This window comes from Pseudomonas sp. TE3728 (assembly GCF_056279145.1).
In genome coordinates this window covers 3,356,277-3,378,558 of the sequence record NZ_JBWBQT010000001.1, presented here as the reverse complement: position 1 = coordinate 3,378,558, position 22,282 = coordinate 3,356,277, and the positions used below count along the sequence as shown (strand labels likewise).

The following is a 22,282-nucleotide window of genomic DNA, read 5'->3' as shown; positions in this document are numbered from 1 at the left end:
TACAGACGGTAAAACGAAAAGATCGCAGCCTTCGGCAGCTCCTACAGGGCTATGTGAACACCTGTAAGAGCTGCCGAAGGCTGCGATCTTTTGATTTATTAATGACTTATAACGATCCGGGTCGAACCCTCAGCCGGTTCGACATACACCGGACCCAACCGGTCAAGACGCCCACTCCAGGTGGTCAGTGCCAGTGCGACCAATACCACCAGGCCGCCGATCCACGCGGTATGAATCAGCCCCATGTGCGCCACGATCAAACCACCGCCCCACGCCCCACCGGCAATGCCGAGGTTGAACGCCGCAATGTTCAGGCCCGAAGCCACGTCCACCGCATTCGGGGTGTGATGTTCGGCCTGACGCACCACATACACCTGCAGGCCCGGTACGTTGCCGAAAGCAACGGCGCCCCAAACCAGCACGGTGGACAAGGCCAACCATGGATTTCCGGCAGTGAACGTCAGCACGAACAGCACGGCGGCGAGCAGGGCGAAGATGATTGTCAGGGCACTGATCGGACCGTGCTTGTCCGCCAATTTGCCGCCCCAGATGTTGCCGACGGCCACCGAGATGCCGTAAACCAGCAGCACCAGGCTGACAGTACTGGCGCCGAAGCCGGAAATGTCCTGAAGAATCGGCGCCAGAAAAGTGAAGGCAATGAACGAGCCGCCGTAACCGATCGCCGTCATGGCATACACCAGCAGCAGGCGCGGCTGCTTGAGCACCTGCAATTGCTGCAACAGCGAAGCCGGTTTGCTGTGGGCGATGTTTTTCGGCACATAGAGCAGGCTGCCGATGAAGGCGATCACACCCAAAGCAGACACGGCGAGAAAGGTTTCACGCCAGCCGAAATGCTGACCGATAAATGTCCCCAATGGCACGCCGGTGACCAGCGCCACGGTCAGGCCGGTGAACATGATGGCAATCGCGCTGGCGGCTTTCTCCTTCGGCACCAGGCTGGTGGCGATGATCGAGCCAATCGAGAAAAATACCCCGTGAGCCAGGCCCGTGACGATCCGCGCAATGATCAGCGACTCGTAGCTCGGTGCTTTCCAGGCCAGCAAGTTGCCGAGCGTGAACAGCACCATCAACGACAACAACAGCAATTTGCGTGGGACTTTGCCGGTAAGGGCGGTCAGCACCGGCGCGCCGATAGCCACACCGAGAGCATACAGACTGACCAGCAGACCGGCGGACGGCAGGCTGACACCGAGATCGGCGCCGATAGTAGGTAACAGGCCAACGATGACGAACTCCGTCGTCCCGATAGCGAAAGCGCTGAGGGTCAGCGCGAGCAAGGCAATGGGCATGGCTGCAACTCCGGTGGATTGATTGATGGAGCGCAGTGTCGGGGTTTGGGTCGTGCGGAAAAATACAGGGATGGGCATTTGATATTTGCGCATAGGTCAAATATTGAGCGAATGAAACCCTGTGGAGAGTCGGCTGGGCAATATGTGTGGTGTGCCAGGCATTCAATCAGCGTTTGAAAAAGCTTGTGGATAACAGCCATGGATACATTCGCGCAGACTTATCCACAGCAGGTTTTGATTCCCAAAAGGCATGTGGATGAGCCGGAAAATGACGGGCCGACACTGGAAGAATCGTCGGTGTTGTTGCCGGATCAGCCGCGTACCCAATAGCTGACTTGGTGACTGTAAGGGCCCCATCGCGAGCAGGCTCGCTCCCACATTGGCCGGTGCTGTGTCAGGCATTTCAGCATCATGCAAATCCCCTGTGGGAGGGAGCCTGCTCGCGATGGGGCCGGTCCGGACAACATCAATGCCGGATCAGTTTGCTACGCACCTCGTCACTGGCCTGCTGATCCAGCTCCAGCCAGAACTGCTGCTTGCCGGCGATCTCGGCGGCGGCCGGTATGCCGTCGCGATACACCAGTCGATTGCTCGCCAGCGCCGGCACTTTCGCGCCTGGCAACAGGGTGCCGGCGAGGTTCAGCGGATCCACCCCACACACCGCGATCAGACTTCCATCGTGAGGTCGCCGCCTGACTTCGCGCAGCAATGGAATCGCCTCGGGCAGCGCAAATTGTTCCCCCGCCAAGCCACTGACAAACCTCCCGCCACGAATCTCGCCCCTGGCCTCGAGCCGATGGAACGTGCGCAGCAATTCCCGCCAACTCGGCAACCAATCCGCCTCACGCTCCAACAAGCGCCAGAACACCACGCCATAACGGCGCAGCAAGGTCATGACGATGTGTTCCAGGGTGTCGCTGGGTGTGGGCGCCGGTCGTTGCTTATCCACAATCGGCGCGACAGCACCGCGGCGCAGCAACGCCCAGCGTCCGGCATCGTCCATCCCGCCGGAAAACGCTCCGCGCCCGCGTCGGCTGCTGCGATTCTGGCGTTTGCTGGCCGGGGTAATCAGCGCCCGCAGGCCGGCGAAGCTGTCGGCGTTTACCAGCCCGGCACCGACCAGTTCCTGCAAGGCGATTTCCAGTTCCGAGCGCAGCAGATGGGCTTCATGAATCAGCTCATCGAAAAACAGTGCGCCGTGCTGGCTGAGTGCTTCATGGACCTTTTGGGTTTTGGGCGACAGTTCGCTGACCGGCGTCTGTTCGGTCAAGCCACTCCACAATCCGACCTGACTGCGCGGCAGCAGCAGAATCGGCGTGCTGCGCAATGCGGTGCTGGTGCTCTTGTTGCGCGTGGTCAGGCGGGTCCACACCAGTTTTCCGCTGCGGCATAACTCATCCAGCCAGCTCGCCGAATAGTCTTTGAGCCGCGCCGGCAGAATGTCGCTGTCCCACGCCGAAGCGGCGGCGGGGTAGCCTTCGAACTGGCTGATAATCGCCGGCAACACCGCGCGGCCCTGGCCTTGGCTCACGGCGGAAAGATGCTGCCAGTCGAACAGAAAACGCATGAAATCCTGCAGAGCCACTGGCTCGATTTCCCGTCGCAGCCGTTTGACCGTGTAGCGATGAATCCGCGCGAGCAGATGCCGTTCGCACCATTCTTCATCAGGGGCGCCTGGGGTGAATTGCCCGCGCAGTACATAGCCTTCGCGCTCCAGTTGCGCCAAGGCCTGAGCGACTTGAATCGCCGGTAATCCAAGCGGTTCGGCAATCGCTTTCAGCGGCAACGGACCAAACGCACTGAGCCGTGCACGAATCAGTTCCAGCACTGCTTCGTCCGGCTCCCAGGTTTCATCGAAACCGGGCAATGCCTCCAATGGTGGAGCCAATGTGGCTTGTGGATAAATCGCCCTCAGGCAGGTCAGTCGTTCCAGCGCCAACCACAGCGATTGCTCAGCGTTGATCTGCAAACGGCTGGCGCGGCCACTGTCGGCCAGGGTGTTCAGCCAATCGAGCCAATTTGGATTGGCGTGGGCCTCGTTATCGGCGATGCACGCCAGGCTCATCAGCGCTTCATGCATTTCATCGATGCCGGTGGGCGTCGGCCAGGCTTCATCACGCACCGCAGTAATCGCCTCGGCGTCCAGCGCACCGAGATCATCGGTGGACTGCGGATCACTCCAGCGGCGGTTGAGCACTGCCTGAGTGCGGCGCTCTTCCAGCGGCGCATCGTCGAGAAAGGTGTAGGGGCGGGCGCTGAGGATTTCCGCCGCCAGTGGCGAAGGCGCTGGCAAGTCGCGACTGATCAGGCGGATGTCGCCCTGTTCCATGCGCCGCAATAACGCAAGCCAGCCTTCGCTGTCCATGGCTTCGTGCAGGCAATCGTCGAGGGTTTGTTCCACCAGCGGATGGTCGGGAATCTCGCGCTCGCCGGCGAGGTTTTCCACGCAGGCGATCTGATCGGGAAACACGCTGGCGATCAGGTCTTCGCTTTTCATCCGCTGGATCTGCGGCGGTACTTTGCGTCCACCGCTGTAGCGTGGCAGCGCCAAAGCGACCCCGGCGTTCCAGCGCCAGCGCACGCCGAACAGCGGGGCCTCGAGTACCGCTTGAATCAAGGTGTGTTCGGCGCTGTTGCTGTGCAGATAGCGCCAGACGTCATCCAGCTCGAAGCTATGACCGGTGGACAGCGACAAAACGATGGCGTCCTCACTGGCGGCGGCCTGCAATTCAAAGTTGAACGTGCGGCAGAAACGCTTGCGCAGGGCCAGGCCCCAGGCGCGGTTGATGCGGCTGCCGAACGGCGAATGGATGATTAGTTGCGTACCGCCGGACTCGTCGAAAAACCGCTCCATCAGCAGCGTGTCTTGCGATGGTAGGGCGCCGAGGGTCAGTCGCGCCCGGGCCAGGTAATCCACCAGTTGTTCGGCACTGGCGAGGTTCAGACCGAGGGTGTCGGTCAACCAGTCGAGGGCCGGCTGCAAGTTGCCGGGTGTGGCGCCGAGTCGCTCATCGAGTTGCGCTTGCAGGCGGGCCACGGCGAACGACAGTTCATTGCTGCGCCCCGGTGCTTCACCGAGCCAGAACGGAATGGTCGGCGGCTGCCCCTGGGCGTCTTCGACCCGGACCTTGCCGGTTTCGACCCGCAGGATTCGATACGACGTATTGCCCAACTGAAAGATATCCCCGGCGATACTTTCCACCGCGAAGTCTTCGTTGACGCTGCCGATGTTCAGCCCTTGAGGCTCCAGCAAAACGCTGTAGTCGGCGTTGTCCGGAATCGTCCCGCCGCTGGTCACGGCAGTCAGCTTGGCGCCTCGACGGCCGCGCAGGGTGCGGCTTACGGCGTCCCGGTGCAGGTAAGCGCTGCGAATACCCAGGCGCCCGTTGTAGCCCTCGGCGAGCATTTGCAGCAGTGCCTGATAGTGCTTTTCGTCGAGCGAGGCGTAAGGCGAGGCGTTGCGCAGCATTTCCAATAGCGCCTGTTCCTGCCATTCCTGACAGCTGACTTCCGCGATGATTTGCTGGGCCAGCACGTCCAGCGGTGCTTCTGGGATCAGCAACGTGTCGAGTTCGCCACGGCGCACGCAATCGAGCAGGGCGGCGCATTCGATCAGGTCGTCGCGGGTGGTGGCAAACAATCGGCCCTTGGGCGTGCCGCCGACCTGGTGCCCTGAGCGGCCGACCCGTTGCAGAAAACCGGCAATCGAGCGTGGCGAAGCGATCTGGCACACCAGATCGACGTCGCCGATATCGATCCCCAATTCCAGCGAAGCGGTAGCGATCAGCACTTGCAGTTCGCCGCGCTTGAGCCGTTGCTCGGCGTCGAGACGAAACTCTTTGGCCAGGCTGCCATGGTGGGCGGCAACGGCATCCTTGCCGAGGCGTTCGCTCAAATGTCGACTCAGACGTTCGGCCAGGCGTCGGGTGTTGACGAAAATCAGCGTGGTCCGGTGTTCACGGGCGAGGGCGGCGAGTCGGTCATAGACCAGTTCCCAGATGTCGTTGGCCATTACCGCCGACAACGGCACGGGCGGCACCTCTATATCGAGATCTCGTGGACGGGCGTGGCCGATGTCGATGATTTCGCAGTCGCGATCACGGCCAACCAAAAAACGCGCCACCGCTTCGATGGGTTTTTGCGTGGCGGACAAGCCGATACGCACCAGCGGTTGCGAGCAGAGCGCTTGCAAACGCTCCAGGCTCAGGGCCAGGTGACTGCCACGCTTGCTGGCGGCGATGGCGTGTATTTCGTCGACGATCACCGTGTGGGTGGTGCCGAGCATTTGCCGGCCGGAGTCGGAGCCGAGCAGCACATAAAGGGATTCCGGGGTGGTCACCAGAATGTGTGGCGCGGTTTTGCGCATGGCCGAACGCTCTTTTTGCGGCGTATCGCCGGTGCGAACGGCGGTGCTGATCGGCACGTCGGGCAAGCCCATCACCCGCAACTGTTCGGTAATGCCGGCCAGCGGGTTTTGCAGGTTGATCCGGATGTCGTTGGACAGGGCCTTGAGCGGTGAAACGTAGACCACCAGGGTTTCGTCCGGCAGGCCGTCCGGGCTCTCCAGGCCACGATGGACCAGATCGTCGAGCACGGCCAGAAACGCGGTGAGGGTCTTGCCGGAACCGGTGGGCGCGGCAATCAGGGTCGAGCGGCGCTGGCGGATCAACGGCCACGCCCGGGCCTGGGCAGCGGTGGCCGTTGCGAAGGTGTTACTGAACCAGGCGCTGACGGCGGGGTGAAAGCCCGACAAAGCAGCGTCCGTGGGGATGGGCAGATTCATGGAGTAATTTATGCGGGTGGGGGCGGGAAGATGCAAGTACCGCTCAGGATCTGGGTCGATCCTTATGGCCCCATCGCGAGCAGGCTCGCTCCCACATTGGATTTGTATGCGCCACACATCCCTTGTGGGAGCGAGCCTGCTCGCGATGGGGCCGGTTGCAGCACCGCAAATCCGGGCGATCTACACTTTACGGATGACGGTTGCGCACTAAACCCGCAAAATGCAACGATTCCGGCAATTATTGAGGACATCGCCTGCGGGTGCTGTCGATAAAGCCATCGTTCCAATCAGACTGGGCCTGCTGACTCTATGCGAATGCGCCTTATGTTACTGGGCGGCGGAAATGCCCTTGGGCAGGCGCTGATTCGCCTCGGTGCGGAGGAAGACATCGGTTTCCTCGCCCCCCGCCCACCACAAGACGGCTGGGACGCCGCGAGCCTGACGCAACTGCTCGACGATACCCGTCCGGATGCGTTGATCAATCTCGCCTACTATTTTGACTGGTTCCAGGCGGAAACCGTCAGCGAACAGCGTCTGGCCGGGCAGGAGCGAGCCATCGAACGGCTGGCCGAACTGTGCCAGCATCACAACATCGTGCTGCTGCAACCGTCGAGTTATCGCGTATTCGATGGCTCCCGGGCGACCGCCTACAGCGAAAAAGACGAACCGGTACCGCTGGGCCTGCGCGGTCAGGCCTTGTGGCGAATCGAGCAAAGCGTGCGCGCCACCTGTCCGCAGCATGTGTTGCTGCGTTTCGGCTGGCTGCTCGATGACAGCCCTGACGGCACCCTCGGGCGATTCCTGGCCCGGGCCGAGAAAGCTGAAGAACTGCTGATGGCCGATGACCGTCGCGGTAATCCGACGCCGGTGGACGACGCCGCCCGGGTGATCATTTCGGTGCTCAAGCAACTCGATTGCGCGGCGCCACTGTGGGGCACTTACCACTACGCCGGGCATGAGGCGACCACACCGTTGGCACTGGGGCAGGCGATTCTTACCGAAGCACGCGCCCTGCACCCGTTGGCCATCGAAGCACCGACCGCCCAGGCTCACGCCGCGCGGCCCGACGCCGCCGAAGAACCGCAACACGCGGTGCTGGCCTGCAAGAAAATTCTGCACACTTTCGGGATCAAGCCCCGCGCCTGGCGCGCGGCACTCCCGGGCTTACTGGATAGGTTTTATCGTCATGGCTGAAGGCCCTGTTTTAATCACCGGCGGTGCCGGTTTCATCGGTTCGCACCTGACCGACGCCTTGCTCGCCAAGGGGCACTCGGTGCGCATTCTCGATGACCTCTCCACCGGCAAACGCAGTAACCTGCCGCTGGAAAATCCCCTCATCGAACTGATCGTGGGCGATGTCGCCGACGCCGCATTGGTGGCGCAGGCGATGGTCGGTTGCAGCGCTGTGGCGCACCTGGCCGCGGTGGCCTCGGTGCAGGCTTCGGTGGATGATCCGGTGAAGACTCACCAGAGCAATTTCATCGGTTCGCTGAATGTCTGCGAAGCCATGCGTCAGACCGGCGTCAAACGGGTGCTGTTCGCATCCAGCGCGGCGGTCTACGGCAATAATGGCGAAGGCGAGTCGATCGACGAAGACACGCCCAAGGCGCCGTTGACGCCGTACGCGGCGGACAAATTGGCGAGCGAGCATTACTTCGATTTCTATCGTCGCCAGCACAGTCTGGAGCCGGTGATTTTCCGCTTCTTCAATATCTTCGGCCCGCGCCAGGATCCGTCCTCGCCGTATTCCGGGGTGATCAGCATATTCAGCGAGCGCGCGCAAAAAGGCTTGCCAATCACCGTGTTTGGCGATGGCGAACAGACTCGGGATTTTGTCTATGTCGAGGACTTGGTGGACGTGTTGGTGCAAGCCATCGAGAAGCCACAGGTCGAGGTTGGCGCCGTGAATGTCGGCTGGAATCAGGCGACGAGCCTCAAGCAAATGCTTGAAGCCCTTGAAGCGGTGGTCGGCAAGCTGCCACCCGTGAGCTACGGCCCGGCGCGCTCCGGCGACATCCGCCATTCACGGGCGAATAATCGGCGTTTGCTGGAGCGGTTTACCTACCCGCAGCAGACCCCGATGAGTGTTGGCTTGGCGCGGTTGCTGGGGCGCTGAGGTTTTACACAGTGTCTAGTCCTGAAAAAGGCGCCGTTGAAGGCGCCTTTTTTGTGGCCGATGCAATACCCGTGGCGAGGGGGCTTGCTCCCGTTCGACTGCGCAGCAGTCGCCATTATTGGGTCTGCTTCGCAGCCCAGCGGGAGCAAGCTCCCTCGCCACAAAAGCCGATCAAATGTTGCTTAAAATTTGTAACCCAAACCAACCATGTAGATGAACGGGTCCACATCAACGTCGACCTTGGCTCGGGTGCCCGGTGCGACGGCGTTGTTTTCCACGGTCGCAGTGGTGTCGATGTCGATGTAGCGCACCTGGGCGTTGATCATTACGTTTTCGGTCAGCATGTAGTCGGCACCGACCTGCCAGGCCAGCCCCCAGGAGTTTTCCGCCTTGAAGTTGCTGAAGCCGTTGGCGGCGGCTTCGCTGCCGACGTGCTCGTCGTAGATCCAGGTGTAGTTGATACCGCCGCCGATGTACGGCTGGAATGCGGACTTGGAATCCAGTGGGTAGTAGACCAGGCTCAGGGTCGGCGGCAGGTGTTTGAGCGTGCCGAGTTTGCCGTTGGCGGCGCCGAGGGCGGTGCCTTTGAGCTTCACGTCATGCTCGAACGGCGAGGCCGCGAGCAGTTCGATCCCCAGGTTGTTGGTGATCATGTAGGCGAAGTTCAAGCCCAGTTGGGTGTCGCTGCTCATGGTGGCCTTGCCACCCAGATCGGCGCCCTTCAGCGGGCCTTGATCGACCTTGACGCTGGAGCTGTCGGCTTCCGGGTTGACAGTGATCGCACCGGCCCGAACGATGATGTCACCGGCGGTGTGAGCATGGGCGAGCGGGGCTGCGAGCGCGAGGGCGAACAACGAAGCGCAGAGCTTGGACTTGTGCATGGGGGCTCCAAAGGACGTTAAAAATGTTCGATGTCCAATGGTAGGGATCCAACTGATACGGTCTTTTGATTCAGCTCAATGAAACAGTGATGGCCTTGATTTTTGCGGAACCTTCAAGGGCCTCATCGCGAGCAGGCTCGCTCCCACATTGGATCTGTGCATCAACACAAATCTCCTGTGGGAGCGAGCCTGCTCGCGATTGGCGGCCTGACAGCGACACAGAATTGCCGGATTCACTCCGGCAGCTCATACACATAAATCTTGTCCGCCTCCATCTGATACCCGGCATCCGCCAACTCGCTGGTGGATGCTTTCACCTGCAATGCACCTTCGATCCAGTACGGCTGATACAGCTCATCAAGCTTCACGCCGACTTCGCTTTTGACATGCACAATCTGGTTCGACGGAGGCGGCGGTACGTGGATGCAGGCGCCGAAATATGGCACCAGCAGAAACTCGGTAGTGCGGCCTTCTTCACTGACTTCCAGCGGCACGATGTATCCCGGTAAACGAATGTTCTTGCCGTCGAGGCTCTTCACCACCGGCGCATTCGGCATGTCCTGCTTGGCGGCCGGGGCCGATTCTGCGGACAACGCATCGCTCATCTTCGACAGGTCATGCAGCGGCGTCATGTTCGGCACTTCTGGCGCCGCATCCGGCGGAATCATTTCCGACCAGGTCAGGTCCTTTGGTTCGGCTGCCCACAGCGGAAGGGCAACCAGCATCAATAGCGCAAGCACAGCGCGGGGCATCATTAATGTCCTCATAGTCGGATCGACAGGCCATCGGCCAAGGATTGGCGATAAGCACGCCAGGCCGGCACGCTGCCCATCAGCAGCGCGGCGATCAGGATGCCACCGAGCAGCGTCCATTCATATTCACTCGGCCAGGCCAGCGGCAAGTACAGGCCATAATTCGCCTGCACGTAACCCTGCGCCACGGCGATGCACACATACAGCAGCGCCACACCGGCAATCACTCCGGACAACGCCAGGGCAAAGGCTTCCAGCACCAGCAGGGTCGCAATATGCCATGGCCGCGCGCCGACCGAACGCAGAATCGCCATCTCGCGGCGCCGCTCGTTGAGGCTGGTGAGGATCGCCGTGAGCATGCCGATCAACCCGGTCAGTACTACGAACAGCGAGACGACGAACAAGGCTTTTTCCGCCGTGCTCATCAAACTCCACAGCTCCTGCAATGCCACACCCGGGAGGATCGCCAGCATCGGTTCGCCACGGAATTCGTTGATCTCCCGTTGCAGCGCAAACGTCGAAATCTTGCTGTTGAGGCCGAGCATGAACGCAGTGATCGCTTGCGGCGTCAGGTCCATGTTGCGCGCCTGGTCGGCACTGATCCGGCCATTACCGCGCGCCGGCACGCCGTTGTGCCAGTCGACGTGAATCGCTTCCATCCCGCCGAGGCTGATATGCAGCGTGCGGTCCACCGGGGTCCCGGTGCGTTTGAGAATACCGACCACGGTGAACGGTTTGTCGTCGTGTTTGACCAGGCTGATCACCGCCACGCCATGGGCCAACACCAGTTTGTCGCCGAGCTTGTAGTGCAGCGCATCGGCCACTTCGGCGCCGAGCACCACTTCGAACGGATCGCTGGCGAAGGCACGGCCGTCGGCCAGTTCGAGGTGCTGTTGATGGCCGTACTGGTAATGCTCGAAGTACGCCTCGGTGGTGCCCATCACCCGATATCCGCGATGGGAATCGCCGAGGGACATCGGGATCGCCCACTTCACTTTCGGGTTGTTGGCGAAATGTTCAAAGCTGTCCCAGCGGATGTTGTTGGTGGCGTTGCCGATGCGGAACACCGAATACAGCAGCAGATTCACCGAGCCGGAACGCGCGCCGACGATCAGGTCGGTGCCGCTGATGGTGCTGGCGAAACTGGCCTTGGCCTCGGTGCGCACCCGCTCCACGGCCAGCAACAGGCAGACCGACAGGGCGATGGCGAACGCGGTAAGGATCGCGGTGAATCGACGGTTAGCCAGGCTGGCCATGGCTAGACGAAACAAATACATCTCAAACCTCGGACGGGGTGGCGGCGCGATTGAGATCGGCCAGCGACAGGTGGCGATCGAACAGCGGCGCGAGGCTCTGGTCATGGCTGACAAACAACAGGCTCGACCCGGCTTCGCGGCATTCGGCGAACAGCAGGCGAATGAAGTTCTCGCGGGCGTCGTAGTCCAGCGCCGAGGTCGGTTCGTCGGCGATCACCAGTTCCGGCTGACCGATCAACGCACGTGCGGCGGCGACCCGTTGCTGCTGGCCGATGGACAGCGAATCGGCGCGGCGGCTGAGGATGTTTTCATCCTTCAGGCCCAAGTGGGCGAGCAGGGTGGCCGCGGCTTGATCGACGCTGCCGTGGCGCTGTTTCGCCCGTTCTGCGCGCACTTTGGAGAAGTGGCAGGGCAACTCGACGTTCTCGCGTACCGAGAGAAACGGCAGCAAGTTGAACTGCTGGAAGATGTAGCCGGTGTGATCGACGCGGAAGTGGTCGCGGGCACCGGCAGAGAGTTCGGTCAGCTCCTGGCCAAGCAGGCGAATACTGCCGCGATCAGGCTTTTGCACGCCGCCGAGCAGGCCGAGCAGAGTGGTCTTGCCGCTGCCGCTGGGGCCTTTGAGGAACAGGGTTTCACCGGGTTCCAGGCGGAACGCCGGGATGTCCAGCAACGGCGGATGCCCGGGCCAGCTGAAGCTCAGGTCGGACAGTTCGATGAGTGCTTGGGTCATGGCGCCGATTTCATAAATGTTGATGACCTGTGTAGGAGCTGTGTAGGAGCTGTCGAGTGCAACGAGGCTGCGATCTTTTGATTTTAAAGATCAAGATCAAAAGATCGCAGCCTCGTTGCACTCGACAGCTCCTACAGTCCTCCCGCAGTCCCGCAGTCCCGCAGTCCCACGGGGATCGGGGTGGATCAGAATTTCAGGGCGGCCGCCTTGGCCGTCACTTCAACCCCTTGCTGCCCGCTCGGGCTGATCAGTTGTACCTGAATCTTCTGGGTGGCCGGGAATGTGTTGAAGATATTCGCCAAATCCAGGGTCTTCAGTGCGCCCGGAGCCGAGCAGCTGAATTGGTAATGGGCATGGATTTCGCTGTGGTCATGGTGATGCTCATGACCATCCTTGGCCTCTTCTTCTTCATCATGGTCATCGACATCCGGCTTGTCACCGAACAGCGGGCTTTCCAGTTCCTGAGTCGCGACCACGCAACCGGCGGCTTTTGGCAGATTGAACAGCACCAGCGGTTTTTCCAGCTGCGCGCGGACGGCGGCGACTTTGGCCTTGTCGGCGTCGGTGGTAGCGGCGTGTTCGAAACCCACCAGGTTCATCGCCGGGCTTTCCAGCTCCAGCTCCAGAGTCTGGCCATCCAGCGCCGCGTTCAGGCGACCGACGCCATGTTCGTGGGCGCTGAGGCTGCCATGTTCATCATGATCGTGATCATGCTCGACCGCTGCATGGGCGACAGCCAGCGGCAACAAGGCAAACGGCAAAGCGAGCAGCAGACGGCGCATGACGGGTCTCCAAAAAGTAAAATGAAAAGTTTGTTATGTAATCTTATAACGAAAGTGCGGAGAGTTTGACCGTCTGCTTGGCGTTGCGCAAGACCCATGGGAGCATGTGAGTCAGGTATGGGCAGGAGCAGACTCATGTTGCGAATACGCGGAAGCATCGGCGGCTGGCCGGTGGATTTGACACTGGAGCTCGATGAAGGCGACTGGGCGCAGCTCGGTGCGCAGTTGCAGGCAGCAAAACCCGAGGCCAGTGTTGCGCCCGCCAAACCGGTGAATCAGGACGATGCGCTGTGGCAGATCGCCCAAGAGTTGCTACGCAAGGCCGGACAATTGAGCGGGCCGGATTTGCTGGAGCAACTGGAAGGGTTGACGGGCAGCGCAGCGGCGGGCAAGCGTTTGTTGGTGCGCTTGCGCCACTGTGCAGACGTCAAAGTGGTGAGCGGCGGGGATACGCCGCTTTACCACTGGATCGAGCCAGCGTAGAAATCGGGTTCACACGGACGGATCGAGTAAGCCGCAAAAAAGATCGCAGCCTGCGGCAGCTCCTACGCGGGATCTGTATTTCCCTGTAGGAGCTGCCGAAGGCTGCGATCTTTTGACGTTAATAGAGAGCAGCGAACAACTTGCGACGGTACGTGGTCACCAGCGGGTGATCGTTGCCCAGCAGTTCGAACACTTGCAGCAAGGTCTTGTGCGGCAAGCCTTCGCTGTAGCTGCGATTGCGGATGAACAGCTTCAGCAAGGCATCCAGCGCCGCGTCGTATTGCTGACGGGCCAGTTGCTGGATCGCCAGTTGATAGACGGCCTCATCGTCCTGCGGATTTTTCGCCAGACGCGCTTTCAGGTCTGCCGCATCCGGCAAATCCCTGGCCTGACCGAGGAACTGGATCTGCGCCTTGGCGCCGGCCAGGGCAGCCTTGTGCTCATCGGTCTTGACCGCGTCGAGCACGATTTGCGCTTCACCCAGTTCGCCGCGCTCAGTCAGGCAGCGGGCGTAGAGGATCAGCGCCTTGGCGTTGGTGTTGTCTTCAGCCAGCAGCACTTTGAGCGTGGCTTCGGCATCGGCGAAACGGCCATCATCGAACAGCGCCTGAGCCTGTTCGAACGGGGCGGCCGCAGCGGGCGGCGGCATTTGCACGTGGGGTTCGAGCATGGTGCGCACAGCCGATTCCGGTTGTGCACCGGCAAAACCGTCCACCGGTTGACCATCCTTGAACAGCACCACCGTCGGCAGACTGCGAATGCCGAAGCGCGCAACAATGTCCTGCTCGATGTCGCAATTGACCTTGGCCAGCAGCAACTCGCCCTGATAGCTCTCGGCGATGGTTTGCAACATCGGCATCAAGGCCTTGCACGGCGCACACCATTCGGCCCAGAAATCCACCAGCACCGGTTTGTGAAAAGAGTTCTCGATCACCGACTGGTCGAAATCGGCAGTCGTGGCGTCGAAAATGTACGGCGTTTCCTGACTCATGGGGGATCTCTTTGGAAGCGTGAATATGCTCACTATAAGGGCTGGCGCAAAAGATCGCAGCCTTCGGCAGCTCCTACAGGATCGGGTTCACACGCGCACGACGCGGAACGCATACGGCCGGGGTAAAACGCGAACGGCGCAGGAGCGGCCGAAGGCTGCGACCCTTTGGCGACTTCAAGCACGCCGAGCATGGTAAAGGCTCACATGCCGAAACTCTTCGGGTTCGGCCAGATCCGGCAAGGTCATCGCTTCCAGCATTTCGATGCGCTGATACAACGGATGGCGAAAATCCCTCACGCGCGAATCCGCCACCAACGCTTCCCGGCCACGGCTGAGAAACTCGTCGAGCAACGGCAGGTTTGCCCGGTCGTACAACACGTCGGCCACCAGAATCAGATCAAACCGATCGGCCTCGGTGAAAAAGTCCGTCGAGTAGCTGAGCTGCACGCCATTGAGTTCGGCGTTCGCCCGACACGCGGCAATCGCCAACGGGTCCAGGTCACAGGCCACCACTTCCAGTGCCCCGGCTTTCACCGCCGCAATTGCGGCGACCCCTGAGCCGGCGCCGAAATCCAGCACCCGTTTACCTTCGACCCATTGCGGGTGCTCGGCGAGATAGCGAGCCACGGCCAGCCCACTGGCCCAGCAGAAACTCCAATACGGCGGTTCGTGAAGAATGCGCCGGGTTTCTTCCGGGCTGAAGGCGCGATCCATATTGTCGCCATCGATCAGCCAGAGCTTCAGCTCGGTGCCGGGTAACTCACAGGCTACAAGCTGTGCATCGCCAAGCAGTTCACCCAACGCCTGTTGCAGGTCGAGCGGTGCAATCATGGCGCTTTGACGAATTGCAGCTGACCCAATGCCTGGGTGGTTGGCTGTGTGATCATTTGCGTCGGTAGATGCAGAATCAACTGTCCGGACTGGCTGGCGCGACCACGAAGCTCGACGCGGGCACCGGCTGGAAAGGACTCGGGGTTGAAGCGCAGGCGAAATGGCAACACTTGATTGGTACCGATCAGGTTGGCACTGGCGAGCAATAGTTGCGGACGATCCTTTTCGTCGATCACCAGCAACGCCAGTTCGACTTCGGCACCGGCCGGCACGCCCTGCAGAGTGCCGCTCAATTCACGTTGATAAGCCGGCAGGGGGCCGAGTTCGGCCGACGCCTTGGCTTTCTTCTGCGCCTGTTGCGGTGCAGGGCCGGGCGTTGGCGGCTGGGGCTTGGGCGCATCGCTGCCACAGGCCACCAACAGGCTGAAAAGACTGAGCAAAATGAGTGGTCGTAAAGACATTGGCGGCTCCAGCAAGCGAAATCCATAGACAGCCAGTCTGTATACCGCAAACCCTATGGCTTGTCTTGCCACGGGGATGCGCTACCATGGCCCTCCCATTTTTTGTTGCCTGCCACCATGCACTGTCCCTTCTGCGGTGCCAACGACACCAAGGTCATCGACTCGCGTCTGGTCGCCGAGGGCGAACAGGTGCGCCGCCGGCGTGAATGCCTGGCCTGCGGCGAACGTTTCACGACGTTCGAAACCGCTGAACTGGTGTTGCCGCGCCTGATCAAAACCGACGGCAGTCGCCAGCCGTTCGACGAAGAAAAACTCCGTGCCGGCATGCAGCGGGCGCTGGAGAAGCGCCCGGTAAGTGTCGAACGCCTCGAATCGTCGCTGGTGCACATCAAACACAAGCTGCGCGCCACTGGCGAACGCGAGGTCAAATCCCTCGTGGTCGGCGAACTGGTGATGGCCGAGCTGAAGAAGCTTGATGAAGTCGCCTATATCCGCTTCGCTTCGGTGTACCGACGCTTCCAGGACCTCAACGAGTTCCGCGAAGAGATCGATCGCCTCGCCCGTGAGCCGGTGAAAGAATGACCACCTCCCCCGAACAAGCCATCCTCGACGCGCATTACATGGCCCGGGCCCTGGAACTGGCGCGCAAAGGTCATTACACGACGCATCCCAACCCCCGGGTTGGCTGCGTGGTGGTGCGTGACGGGCAGATTGTCGGCGAAGGCTGGCATGTGCGCACCGGCGAACCGCACGCTGAAGTTCACGCCCTGCGCGTCGCTGGCGACAAGGCGCGGGGCGCCACGGCTTACGTGACCCTCGAACCTTGCAGCCACCACGGCCGTACGCCACCCTGCGCCGATGCGTTGGTGAATGCCGGTGTGGCGCGAGTCGTTGCGGCGATGCAGGACCCGAACCCGGAAGTCGCCGGTCGCGGTCTGCAGCGTCTGGCCGAGGCCGGTATCGCCACCGAAAGCGGCGTGCTGGAAGGTGAGGCGCGCAAGCTCAATCAAGGCTTCCTCAAACGCATGGAACATGGTTTGCCGTTCGTGCGGGTCAAGTTGGCGATGAGCCTCGACGGTCGCACGGCGATGGAAAGCGGCGAGAGCCAGTGGATTACCGGGCCGGCGGCGCGTTCGGCGGTACAGCGTTTGCGCGCCCAGGCCAGCGTGGTGCTGACTGGCGCCGACACGGTACTGGCGGACAATGCGCGCTTGACCGTACGTGCCGACGAGTTGGGTCTGGACGCTGAACAAATGGCCTTGGCCATGAGCCGTCCGCCGCTTCGCGTGCTGATCGACGGTCGCCTGCGGGTGCCGCTGAACGCACCGTTCTTCAAGGCGGGTCCGGCACTGGTCGCCACGTGTGTCGCGGTGGAAGAACAGTACGCCAACGGCCCGGAATGCCTGATCGTGCCGGGCGACGATGGCCAGGTCGATCTGCATCGGTTACTGGTCGAACTCGCCAACCGTGGCGTCAATGACGTGCTGGTCGAGGCCGGCCCACGACTGGCTGGCGCGTTTGCCCAGCTCGGGCTGGTGGATGAGTTTCAGATCTTCATTGCCGGCAAGTTTCTCGGTTCCACGGGGCGGCCGTTGCTGGACTGGCCACTGGCGCAGATGAAGGACGCACCCGAGCTCAAAATCACCGAAATCCGCGCGGTTGGCGATGACTGGCGAGTCACTGCCATCCCTGTGCCATCGGCGAGCGTATAATTCCCGGCCATTGCTCTAGCGCTGGCTCTGTTCTCGAGGAGGACTCCATGTTTACCGGCATCATCGAATCCATCGGCAGTATTCGTGCATTGACCCCAAAAGGCGGAGATGTGCGGGTTTACGTAGAAACCGGCAAGCTCGACCTGAGCGACGTAAAGCTGGGCGACAGCATTGCCGTCAATGGCGTGTGCCTGACCGCGGTTGAATTGCCGGGCAATGGCTTTGCGGCAGACGTCAGTCGCGAAACCCTCGATTGCACCGCCATGAATGACCTGAAAAGCGGCAGCCCGGTCAACCTGGAAAAAGCCCTGACCCCGACCACCCGTCTGGGTGGGCATCTGGTCAGCGGTCACGTCGATGGCGTGGGCGAAGTGGTTGCCCGTACCGAAAATGCCCGTGCCGTGGAATTCCGCATTCGTGCCCCGAAAGACCTGGCCAAGTACATCGCCCATAAAGGCTCGATCACCGTCGACGGCACCAGCCTGACCGTGAACGCAGTCGATGGCGCCGAGTTCTTGCTGACCATCATTCCGCACACCCTGAGCGAAACCATCATGGCGTCGTACCAGCCAGGCCGCCGGGTGAATCTTGAAGTTGACTTGCTGGCACGTTATCTGGAGCGCCTGCTTTTAGGCGATAAAGCCGCAGAGTCTGACTCTTCGCAAAGGCCGTCCAGTAACATCACCGAAAGCTTTCTGGCCCAAAACGGCTACCTCAAATCCTGAAGATCAAATTTCGAAAGAAGGGGGGTGCCTTGTGGCGCTCAATAGCATCGAAGAACTGGTTGAAGACATCCGCCAAGGCAAGATGGTCATCCTCATGGATGACGAAGACCGCGAGAACGAAGGCGACCTGATCATGGCCGCCGAGTGCTGCCAGCCTGAACACATCAACTTCATGGCCAAGCACGCCCGTGGCCTGATCTGCATGCCGATGAGCCGCGAGCGCTGCGAACTGCTCAAGCTGCCGTTGATGGCGCCACGCAACGGTTCCGGTTTCGGCACCAAGTTCACCGTGTCCATCGAAGCCGCCGAAGGCGTGACCACCGGTATCTCCGCGGCCGACCGTGCGCGCACCGTGCAAGCCGCTGCCGCCAAAGACGCCAAGGCTGAAGACATTGTCAGCCCCGGCCACATCTTCCCGCTGATGGCCCAGGCTGGCGGTACGCTGGCCCGCGCCGGTCACACTGAAGCTGCCTGCGACCTGGCGCGCATGGCCGGTTTCGAGCCGAGCGGTGTGATCTGCGAAGTGATGAACGACGACGGCACCATGTCCCGTCGCGCCGAACTCGAAGCGTTTGCCGCCGAACACAACATCAAGATCGGCACCATCGCCGACCTGATTCACTACCGGATGATCCACGAACGTACCGTTCAGCGGATTGCCGAGCAGCCGCTGGACAGCGAATTGGGCCAGTTCAATCTGGTGACCTATCGTGATTCGGTAGAAGGCGACGTGCACATGGCCCTGACCCTGGGCACCGTGTGCGCCGAAGAGCCGACGCTGGTCCGGGTACACAACATGGACCCGCTGCGTGACCTGTTGATGGTCAAGCAACCAGGCCGCTGGAGCCTGCGCGCCGCCATGGCTGCGGTTGCCGAGGCTGGCAGTGGCGTGGTGCTGTTGCTCGGTCACCCGCTCGATGGCGACGTATTGCTGGCGCATATCCGCGAAACCGCGGATCACAGCGCAGTGAAAAAACCGACCACCTACAGCATCGTCGGTGCCGGTTCACAGATCCTTCGCGACCTTGGCGTGCGCAAAATGCGCCTGATGAGTGCGCCGATGAAATTTAATGCGATATCCGGTTTCGATCTGGAAGTTGTAGAATACGTGCCCTCCGAATAATGACCGGCAGTTTGCGGGCCTGTATTCGCGGTTAACACATCACTGAGGGACGCGTAGAAAACGCGTCCCGGCTCTTTAAGAGATCTAACGAATGACCCTGAAGACCATCGAAGGTACCTTCATCGCCCCTAAAGGCCGCTACGCTTTGGTAGTGGGCCGTTTCAACAGCTTCGTCGTTGAAAGCCTGGTCAGCGGTGCAGTTGATGCCCTGGTTCGCCATGGCGTGAGCGAAAGCGACATCACCATCATCCGTGCGCCTGGCGCCTTCGAAATCCCGCTGGTTGCGCAAAAAGTCGCTCAGAAGGGCGAGTTCGCGGCAATCATCGCCCTGGGCGCAGTCATTCGTGGCGGTACTCCGCACTTCGAATACGTGGCGGGCGAATGCACCAAGGGCCTGGCCCAGGTGTCCATGGAGTTCGGCGTACCGGTCGCTTTCGGCGTACTGACCGTTGACTCCATCGAACAAGCCATCGAACGTTCCGGCACCAAGGCCGGTAACAAAGGTGCTGAAGCTGCCCTGTCCGCTCTGGAAATGGTCAGCCTGCTGGCGCAGTTGGAGGCCAAGTGATTAGCGACGAAAGCGATCGTTTCAACCCGCGCGATCCAAAGCCTGCGGATGCCGGCAAGCCATCGAAAAGCGTCAAGCGTCGCGAAGCCCGTCAGCTCGCGACCCAGGCGCTGTACCAATGGCACATGGCCAAGCAGTCGCTGAACGAGATCGAAGCGCAGTTTCGGGTCGATAACGATTTCAGCGATGTCGACGGCGCCTACTTCCGTGAAATCCTGCATGGGGTTCCGGCACAGAAGGACCGGATCGACGCCGCACTGGCGCCATGCCTGGACATCACCATCGAAGAGCTGGACCCGGTTGAACTGGCGGTTCTGCGCCTGTCCACCTGGGAACTGCTTGAGCGTGTCGATGTGCCGTACCGCGTTGTGATCAACGAAGGTATCGAACTGGCCAAGGTCTTCGGTTCCACCGACGGCCACAAGTTCGTCAACGGCGTGCTCGACAAGCTGGCCCCGCGTCTGCGTGAAGCTGAAGTGAAGGCGTTCAAGCGCTAACCAGCGCTTGAATTTGCGATGGGTGAGTTTGAGCTGATCCGCAATTTCTTCGCCGCCGCGCCTTGTGCGCAGGGCGGCGAAGGCGTTGCTCTGGGGATCGGCGACGACTGCGCCTTGCTGGCTGTTCCCCCCGGGGAGCAGTTGGCGATTTCCACCGACACGCTCGTGGCCGGTGTGCATTTCGCAGACCCCTGCGACCCGTTTCTGCTCGGTCAGCGCTCGCTGGCTGTGGCGGTCAGTGACCTGGCCGCCATGGGCGCTGCTCCCATTGCCTTTACCCTTGCCCTGACCTTGCCGACGGTGACCACCGATTGGCTGGAAGCCTTCGCCCGTGGTTTGAACCTCATGGCGCAAAATTGCGGTGTGGCGCTGGTGGGTGGCGATACCACCCGCGGGCCGTTGAGCCTGACCATGACTGTATTCGGTCGGGTGCCGGCCGGTCTGGCGTTGACCCGCAGCGGCGCACAGCCGGGCGACTTGCTCTGCGTGGGCGGTGAGTTGGGGAATGGCGCGGGTGCATTGCCGTTGGTGCTCGGTCAGCGAATGGCTGACGCGGCCATCGCTGATCCGTTGCGGGCCCATTACTGGTCGCCGCAACCGCAGCTGGGTCTGGGCATGGCGTTGCGCGGCAGAGCCACTGCGGCGCTGGACATCTCCGACGGGCTGCTCGCCGACTGTGGGCATATTGCCCTGGCGTCGAAAGTCGGGGTTCAGGTGGAGCGCAGTAAACTGCCGTTGTCGAAGGCACTGCTGGCCTTTCTCGGTCAATCTGGCGCTGAGCAAGCCGCCCTGAGCGGCGGTGACGATTACGTGCTGGCCTTCACCTTGCCGCCCGCCGAGTTGCCATCATTGCTGGCGGACGGCTGGCCGATCCATGTGCTTGGGCGGGTAGTGGCGGGGCAGGGCGTGACACTGCTGGACGCCGACGGACACGACATCACCCCACCAATCCGGGGCTATCAACATTTTCGGGAGACACCGTGACAGATCATCCCAAACAGGTCCCGGCGGAGTTCGTACCGCCGTCGGTCTGGCGCAATCCTTGGCATTTCCTGGCGTTCGGCTTCGGCTCGGGCACCCTGCCAAAAGCGCCGGGCACCTGGGGTTCGTTAGTGGCGTTACCTTTCATTCCGTTGTGGCAGATGCTGCCCGATTGGGGTTATTGGCTGATGCTCGGCATCACCATGCTGTTCGGCTTCTGGCTGTGCGGCAAGGTCGCCGATGATTTGCGCGTACACGACCATGAAGGCATCGTCTGGGACGAAATGGTCGGGATGTGGATCACCCTGTGGCTGGTACCGGAAGGCTGGTATTGGTTGCTGGCGGGGTTCCTGATGTTCCGCTTCTTCGACATCCTCAAGCCCTGGCCGATTCACTGGATCGACCGGCATGTGCACGGTGGGGTCGGGATCATGCTCGACGACGTGCTAGCAGGCGTATTTGCGTGGTTGGCGATGCAAGGGCTGGTGTGGTTTTTCGTCTGAGGCGTCCAGTGAGAGAACGGGGAATGGCGCGGCGCGGGTTGCTGCTGATGGTTATTGCTGTGTTTTGCTCACTCGCCCGGGCGGAGGATGCACCGACGAAGCCGTCCGTGATTCATCTCGCCAGCGAAGCCTGGGAAGACTTTACCGCCGCCGATGGTCAGGGTTTGGGCTGGGAGGTGTTACGCAAAGTCTTCGAGCCGGCGGGCGTAAAACTGGATATTCGAACCGAACCTTATACGCGCGCCATGGGCTTGGCCCAGCGTGGGGAAGTGGACGCTTGTGTCGGTTCTTATCGGGAGGAGGCGAGCGACCTGCTTTATCCACGATGGAATTTCGATACCGACCACATCTACGCCTTGGGCTTGGCCAGCAATCCGGCGCCGACCCTGGATACCTTGGGCCGCTACCGATTGGCCTGGGTACGCGGCTACAAATATCAGGCTTATCTACCCAATGTGCAGCGCTATAACGAAGTCGTGCGGCGGACGGGAATTGTGTCCATGCTGACCCACAATCGCGCCGACTATTACATCGATGCATTGACCGAAGTCGATTACGTCCTTAGCCGAGTCACTGACACGTCGCAGTTTCGCCGCACGCATATCGCGGAATTGCCGCTTTACCTGTGCTTCGCCGATACACCTCGGGCTCGCACGTTGATGGCGCTGTTCGATCAGCGCATGGAAGTGTTGGTCAAAAATGGCCAGCTGAAACCGATTTTCGAACGCTGGAAGCAACCCTATCCGTTTGACTCGAACTGAGCACGGATCATGCGGCCGGAGAGGACTTCCCTG

Annotated in this window: 22 protein-coding genes and 1 pseudogene; 13 read left to right on the top strand and 10 right to left on the bottom strand. The window is 61.1% G+C overall.

Annotated elements, in window-relative coordinates:
• Positions 1-98 precede the first annotated feature (98 nt).
• Positions 99-1,310: an MFS transporter gene (locus tag ACZ89R_RS14545; protein WP_429545411.1), complete on the bottom strand. Its 1,212-nt coding sequence runs from the start codon at positions 1,308-1,310 to the stop codon at positions 99-101.
• A 149-nt stretch (positions 1,311-1,459) separates the two neighbouring features.
• On the opposite strand from ACZ89R_RS14545, the pseudogene ACZ89R_RS14540 reads away from it, so the two are divergent.
• Positions 1,460-1,640, top strand: a pseudogene (locus ACZ89R_RS14540) (hypothetical protein); the annotation flags it as partial.
• Positions 1,641-1,776: 136 nt separating this feature from the next.
• Here ACZ89R_RS14540 and ACZ89R_RS14535 read toward each other — a convergent pair.
• A complete protein-coding gene (locus ACZ89R_RS14535; protein ID WP_429545412.1) occupies positions 1,777-6,093 on the bottom strand; it encodes a DNA glycosylase AlkZ-like family protein in 4,317 nt (1,438 codons plus the stop codon).
• 309 nt (positions 6,094-6,402) lie between these two features.
• Here ACZ89R_RS14535 and ACZ89R_RS14530 point away from each other — a divergent pair, with 309 nt between their 5' ends.
• Both ACZ89R_RS14530 and ACZ89R_RS14525 read left to right on the top strand, forming a co-directional pair.
• Positions 6,403-7,287, top strand: coding sequence for a sugar nucleotide-binding protein (locus tag ACZ89R_RS14530; protein WP_032830563.1), 885 nt, complete (start codon positions 6,403-6,405; stop codon positions 7,285-7,287).
• A complete protein-coding gene (locus tag ACZ89R_RS14525; protein WP_429545413.1) occupies positions 7,280-8,209 on the top strand; it encodes an NAD-dependent epimerase/dehydratase family protein in 930 nt (309 codons plus the stop codon). The genes ACZ89R_RS14530 and ACZ89R_RS14525 overlap by 8 nt, the downstream gene beginning before the upstream one ends.
• 182 nt (positions 8,210-8,391) lie before the next feature.
• Here ACZ89R_RS14525 and ACZ89R_RS14520 read toward each other — a convergent pair whose 3' ends face one another.
• From ACZ89R_RS14520 to ACZ89R_RS14500, 5 genes are all read right to left on the bottom strand, one after another.
• Positions 8,392-9,090, bottom strand: coding sequence for an OmpW/AlkL family protein (locus tag ACZ89R_RS14520; protein WP_218398888.1), 699 nt, complete (start codon positions 9,088-9,090; stop codon positions 8,392-8,394).
• Positions 9,091-9,323: 233 nt separating this feature from the next.
• Positions 9,324-9,842: a DUF3299 domain-containing protein gene (locus ACZ89R_RS14515; RefSeq protein ID WP_123720598.1), complete on the bottom strand. Its 519-nt coding sequence runs from the start codon at positions 9,840-9,842 to the stop codon at positions 9,324-9,326.
• A gap of 11 nt (positions 9,843-9,853) precedes the next feature.
• Positions 9,854-11,119 carry an ABC transporter permease gene (locus ACZ89R_RS14510; RefSeq protein ID WP_007906845.1) on the bottom strand — a complete coding sequence of 422 codons (1,266 nt, stop codon included), beginning with the start codon at positions 11,117-11,119 and terminating at the stop codon, positions 9,854-9,856.
• Position 11,120: 1 nt separating this feature from the next.
• The gene (locus ACZ89R_RS14505) at positions 11,121-11,831 is read right to left on the bottom strand and encodes an ABC transporter ATP-binding protein (protein WP_429545414.1); all 711 of its coding nucleotides are present in this window, start codon (positions 11,829-11,831) and stop codon (positions 11,121-11,123) included.
• Between the two features lie 185 nt (positions 11,832-12,016).
• Positions 12,017-12,613, bottom strand: a complete 597-nt coding sequence (locus tag ACZ89R_RS14500) for a DUF2796 domain-containing protein (RefSeq protein WP_429545415.1) — start codon at positions 12,611-12,613, stop codon at positions 12,017-12,019.
• 135 nt (positions 12,614-12,748) lie between these two features.
• Between ACZ89R_RS14500 and ACZ89R_RS14495 the strand changes: the two genes are divergently transcribed.
• Positions 12,749-13,096 carry a hypothetical protein gene (locus ACZ89R_RS14495; RefSeq protein WP_429545416.1) on the top strand — a complete coding sequence of 116 codons (348 nt, stop codon included), beginning with the start codon at positions 12,749-12,751 and terminating at the stop codon, positions 13,094-13,096.
• A 118-nt stretch (positions 13,097-13,214) separates the two neighbouring features.
• Here the strand turns inward: ACZ89R_RS14495 and trxA are convergent, their stop codons facing one another.
• The 3 genes from trxA to ACZ89R_RS14480 form a co-directional block, all read right to left on the bottom strand.
• A complete protein-coding gene (gene trxA / locus ACZ89R_RS14490; RefSeq protein ID WP_429545417.1) occupies positions 13,215-14,087 on the bottom strand; it encodes a thioredoxin in 873 nt (290 codons plus the stop codon).
• A gap of 174 nt (positions 14,088-14,261) precedes the next feature.
• Positions 14,262-14,918 carry a class I SAM-dependent methyltransferase gene (locus ACZ89R_RS14485; RefSeq protein ID WP_429545418.1) on the bottom strand — a complete coding sequence of 219 codons (657 nt, stop codon included), beginning with the start codon at positions 14,916-14,918 and terminating at the stop codon, positions 14,262-14,264.
• On the bottom strand, positions 14,915-15,379 hold the full coding sequence (locus ACZ89R_RS14480; protein ID WP_429545419.1) for a YbaY family lipoprotein: 465 nt from the start codon (positions 15,377-15,379) through the stop codon (positions 14,915-14,917). Before ACZ89R_RS14480 ends, ACZ89R_RS14485 begins: the two co-directional genes overlap by 4 nt.
• Before the next feature lie 117 nt (positions 15,380-15,496).
• Between ACZ89R_RS14480 and nrdR the strand changes: the two genes are divergently transcribed.
• The 9 genes from nrdR (at position 15,497) to ACZ89R_RS14435 (ending at position 22,249) form a co-directional block, all read left to right on the top strand.
• Positions 15,497-15,961 carry a transcriptional regulator NrdR gene (nrdR, locus tag ACZ89R_RS14475; protein ID WP_007906838.1) on the top strand — a complete coding sequence of 155 codons (465 nt, stop codon included), beginning with the start codon at positions 15,497-15,499 and terminating at the stop codon, positions 15,959-15,961.
• Positions 15,958-17,091 (top strand): bifunctional diaminohydroxyphosphoribosylaminopyrimidine deaminase/5-amino-6-(5-phosphoribosylamino)uracil reductase RibD, encoded by a 1,134-nt coding sequence (gene ribD, locus ACZ89R_RS14470; protein WP_429545420.1) that lies wholly within the window; start codon positions 15,958-15,960, stop codon positions 17,089-17,091. The genes nrdR and ribD overlap by 4 nt, the downstream gene beginning before the upstream one ends.
• Before the next feature lie 47 nt (positions 17,092-17,138).
• Positions 17,139-17,816, top strand: a complete 678-nt coding sequence (locus tag ACZ89R_RS14465; RefSeq protein WP_123498508.1) for a riboflavin synthase — start codon at positions 17,139-17,141, stop codon at positions 17,814-17,816.
• Between the two features lie 31 nt (positions 17,817-17,847).
• Positions 17,848-18,939 carry a bifunctional 3,4-dihydroxy-2-butanone-4-phosphate synthase/GTP cyclohydrolase II gene (gene ribBA, locus ACZ89R_RS14460; RefSeq protein ID WP_007906834.1) on the top strand — a complete coding sequence of 364 codons (1,092 nt, stop codon included), beginning with the start codon at positions 17,848-17,850 and terminating at the stop codon, positions 18,937-18,939.
• Between the two features lie 91 nt (positions 18,940-19,030).
• Complete coding sequence (gene ribH / locus ACZ89R_RS14455; protein WP_003228649.1) at positions 19,031-19,507, top strand: 6,7-dimethyl-8-ribityllumazine synthase; 477 nt, start codon at positions 19,031-19,033, stop codon at positions 19,505-19,507.
• On the top strand, positions 19,504-20,004 hold the full coding sequence (gene nusB / locus ACZ89R_RS14450) for a transcription antitermination factor NusB (RefSeq protein WP_007906833.1): 501 nt from the start codon (positions 19,504-19,506) through the stop codon (positions 20,002-20,004). Before ribH ends, nusB begins: the two co-directional genes overlap by 4 nt.
• Positions 20,005-20,022: 18 nt before the next feature.
• The gene (gene thiL, locus ACZ89R_RS14445; protein WP_429545421.1) at positions 20,023-20,988 is read left to right on the top strand and encodes a thiamine-phosphate kinase; all 966 of its coding nucleotides are present in this window, start codon (positions 20,023-20,025) and stop codon (positions 20,986-20,988) included.
• Entirely contained in the window at positions 20,985-21,488 is a 504-nt protein-coding gene (locus tag ACZ89R_RS14440; protein ID WP_008073949.1) for a phosphatidylglycerophosphatase A family protein, read from the top strand. The genes thiL and ACZ89R_RS14440 overlap by 4 nt, the downstream gene beginning before the upstream one ends.
• Positions 21,489-21,511: 23 nt before the next feature.
• Positions 21,512-22,249 carry a substrate-binding periplasmic protein gene (locus tag ACZ89R_RS14435; protein ID WP_429545422.1) on the top strand — a complete coding sequence of 246 codons (738 nt, stop codon included), beginning with the start codon at positions 21,512-21,514 and terminating at the stop codon, positions 22,247-22,249.
• Positions 22,250-22,282: the final 33 nt, after the last annotated feature.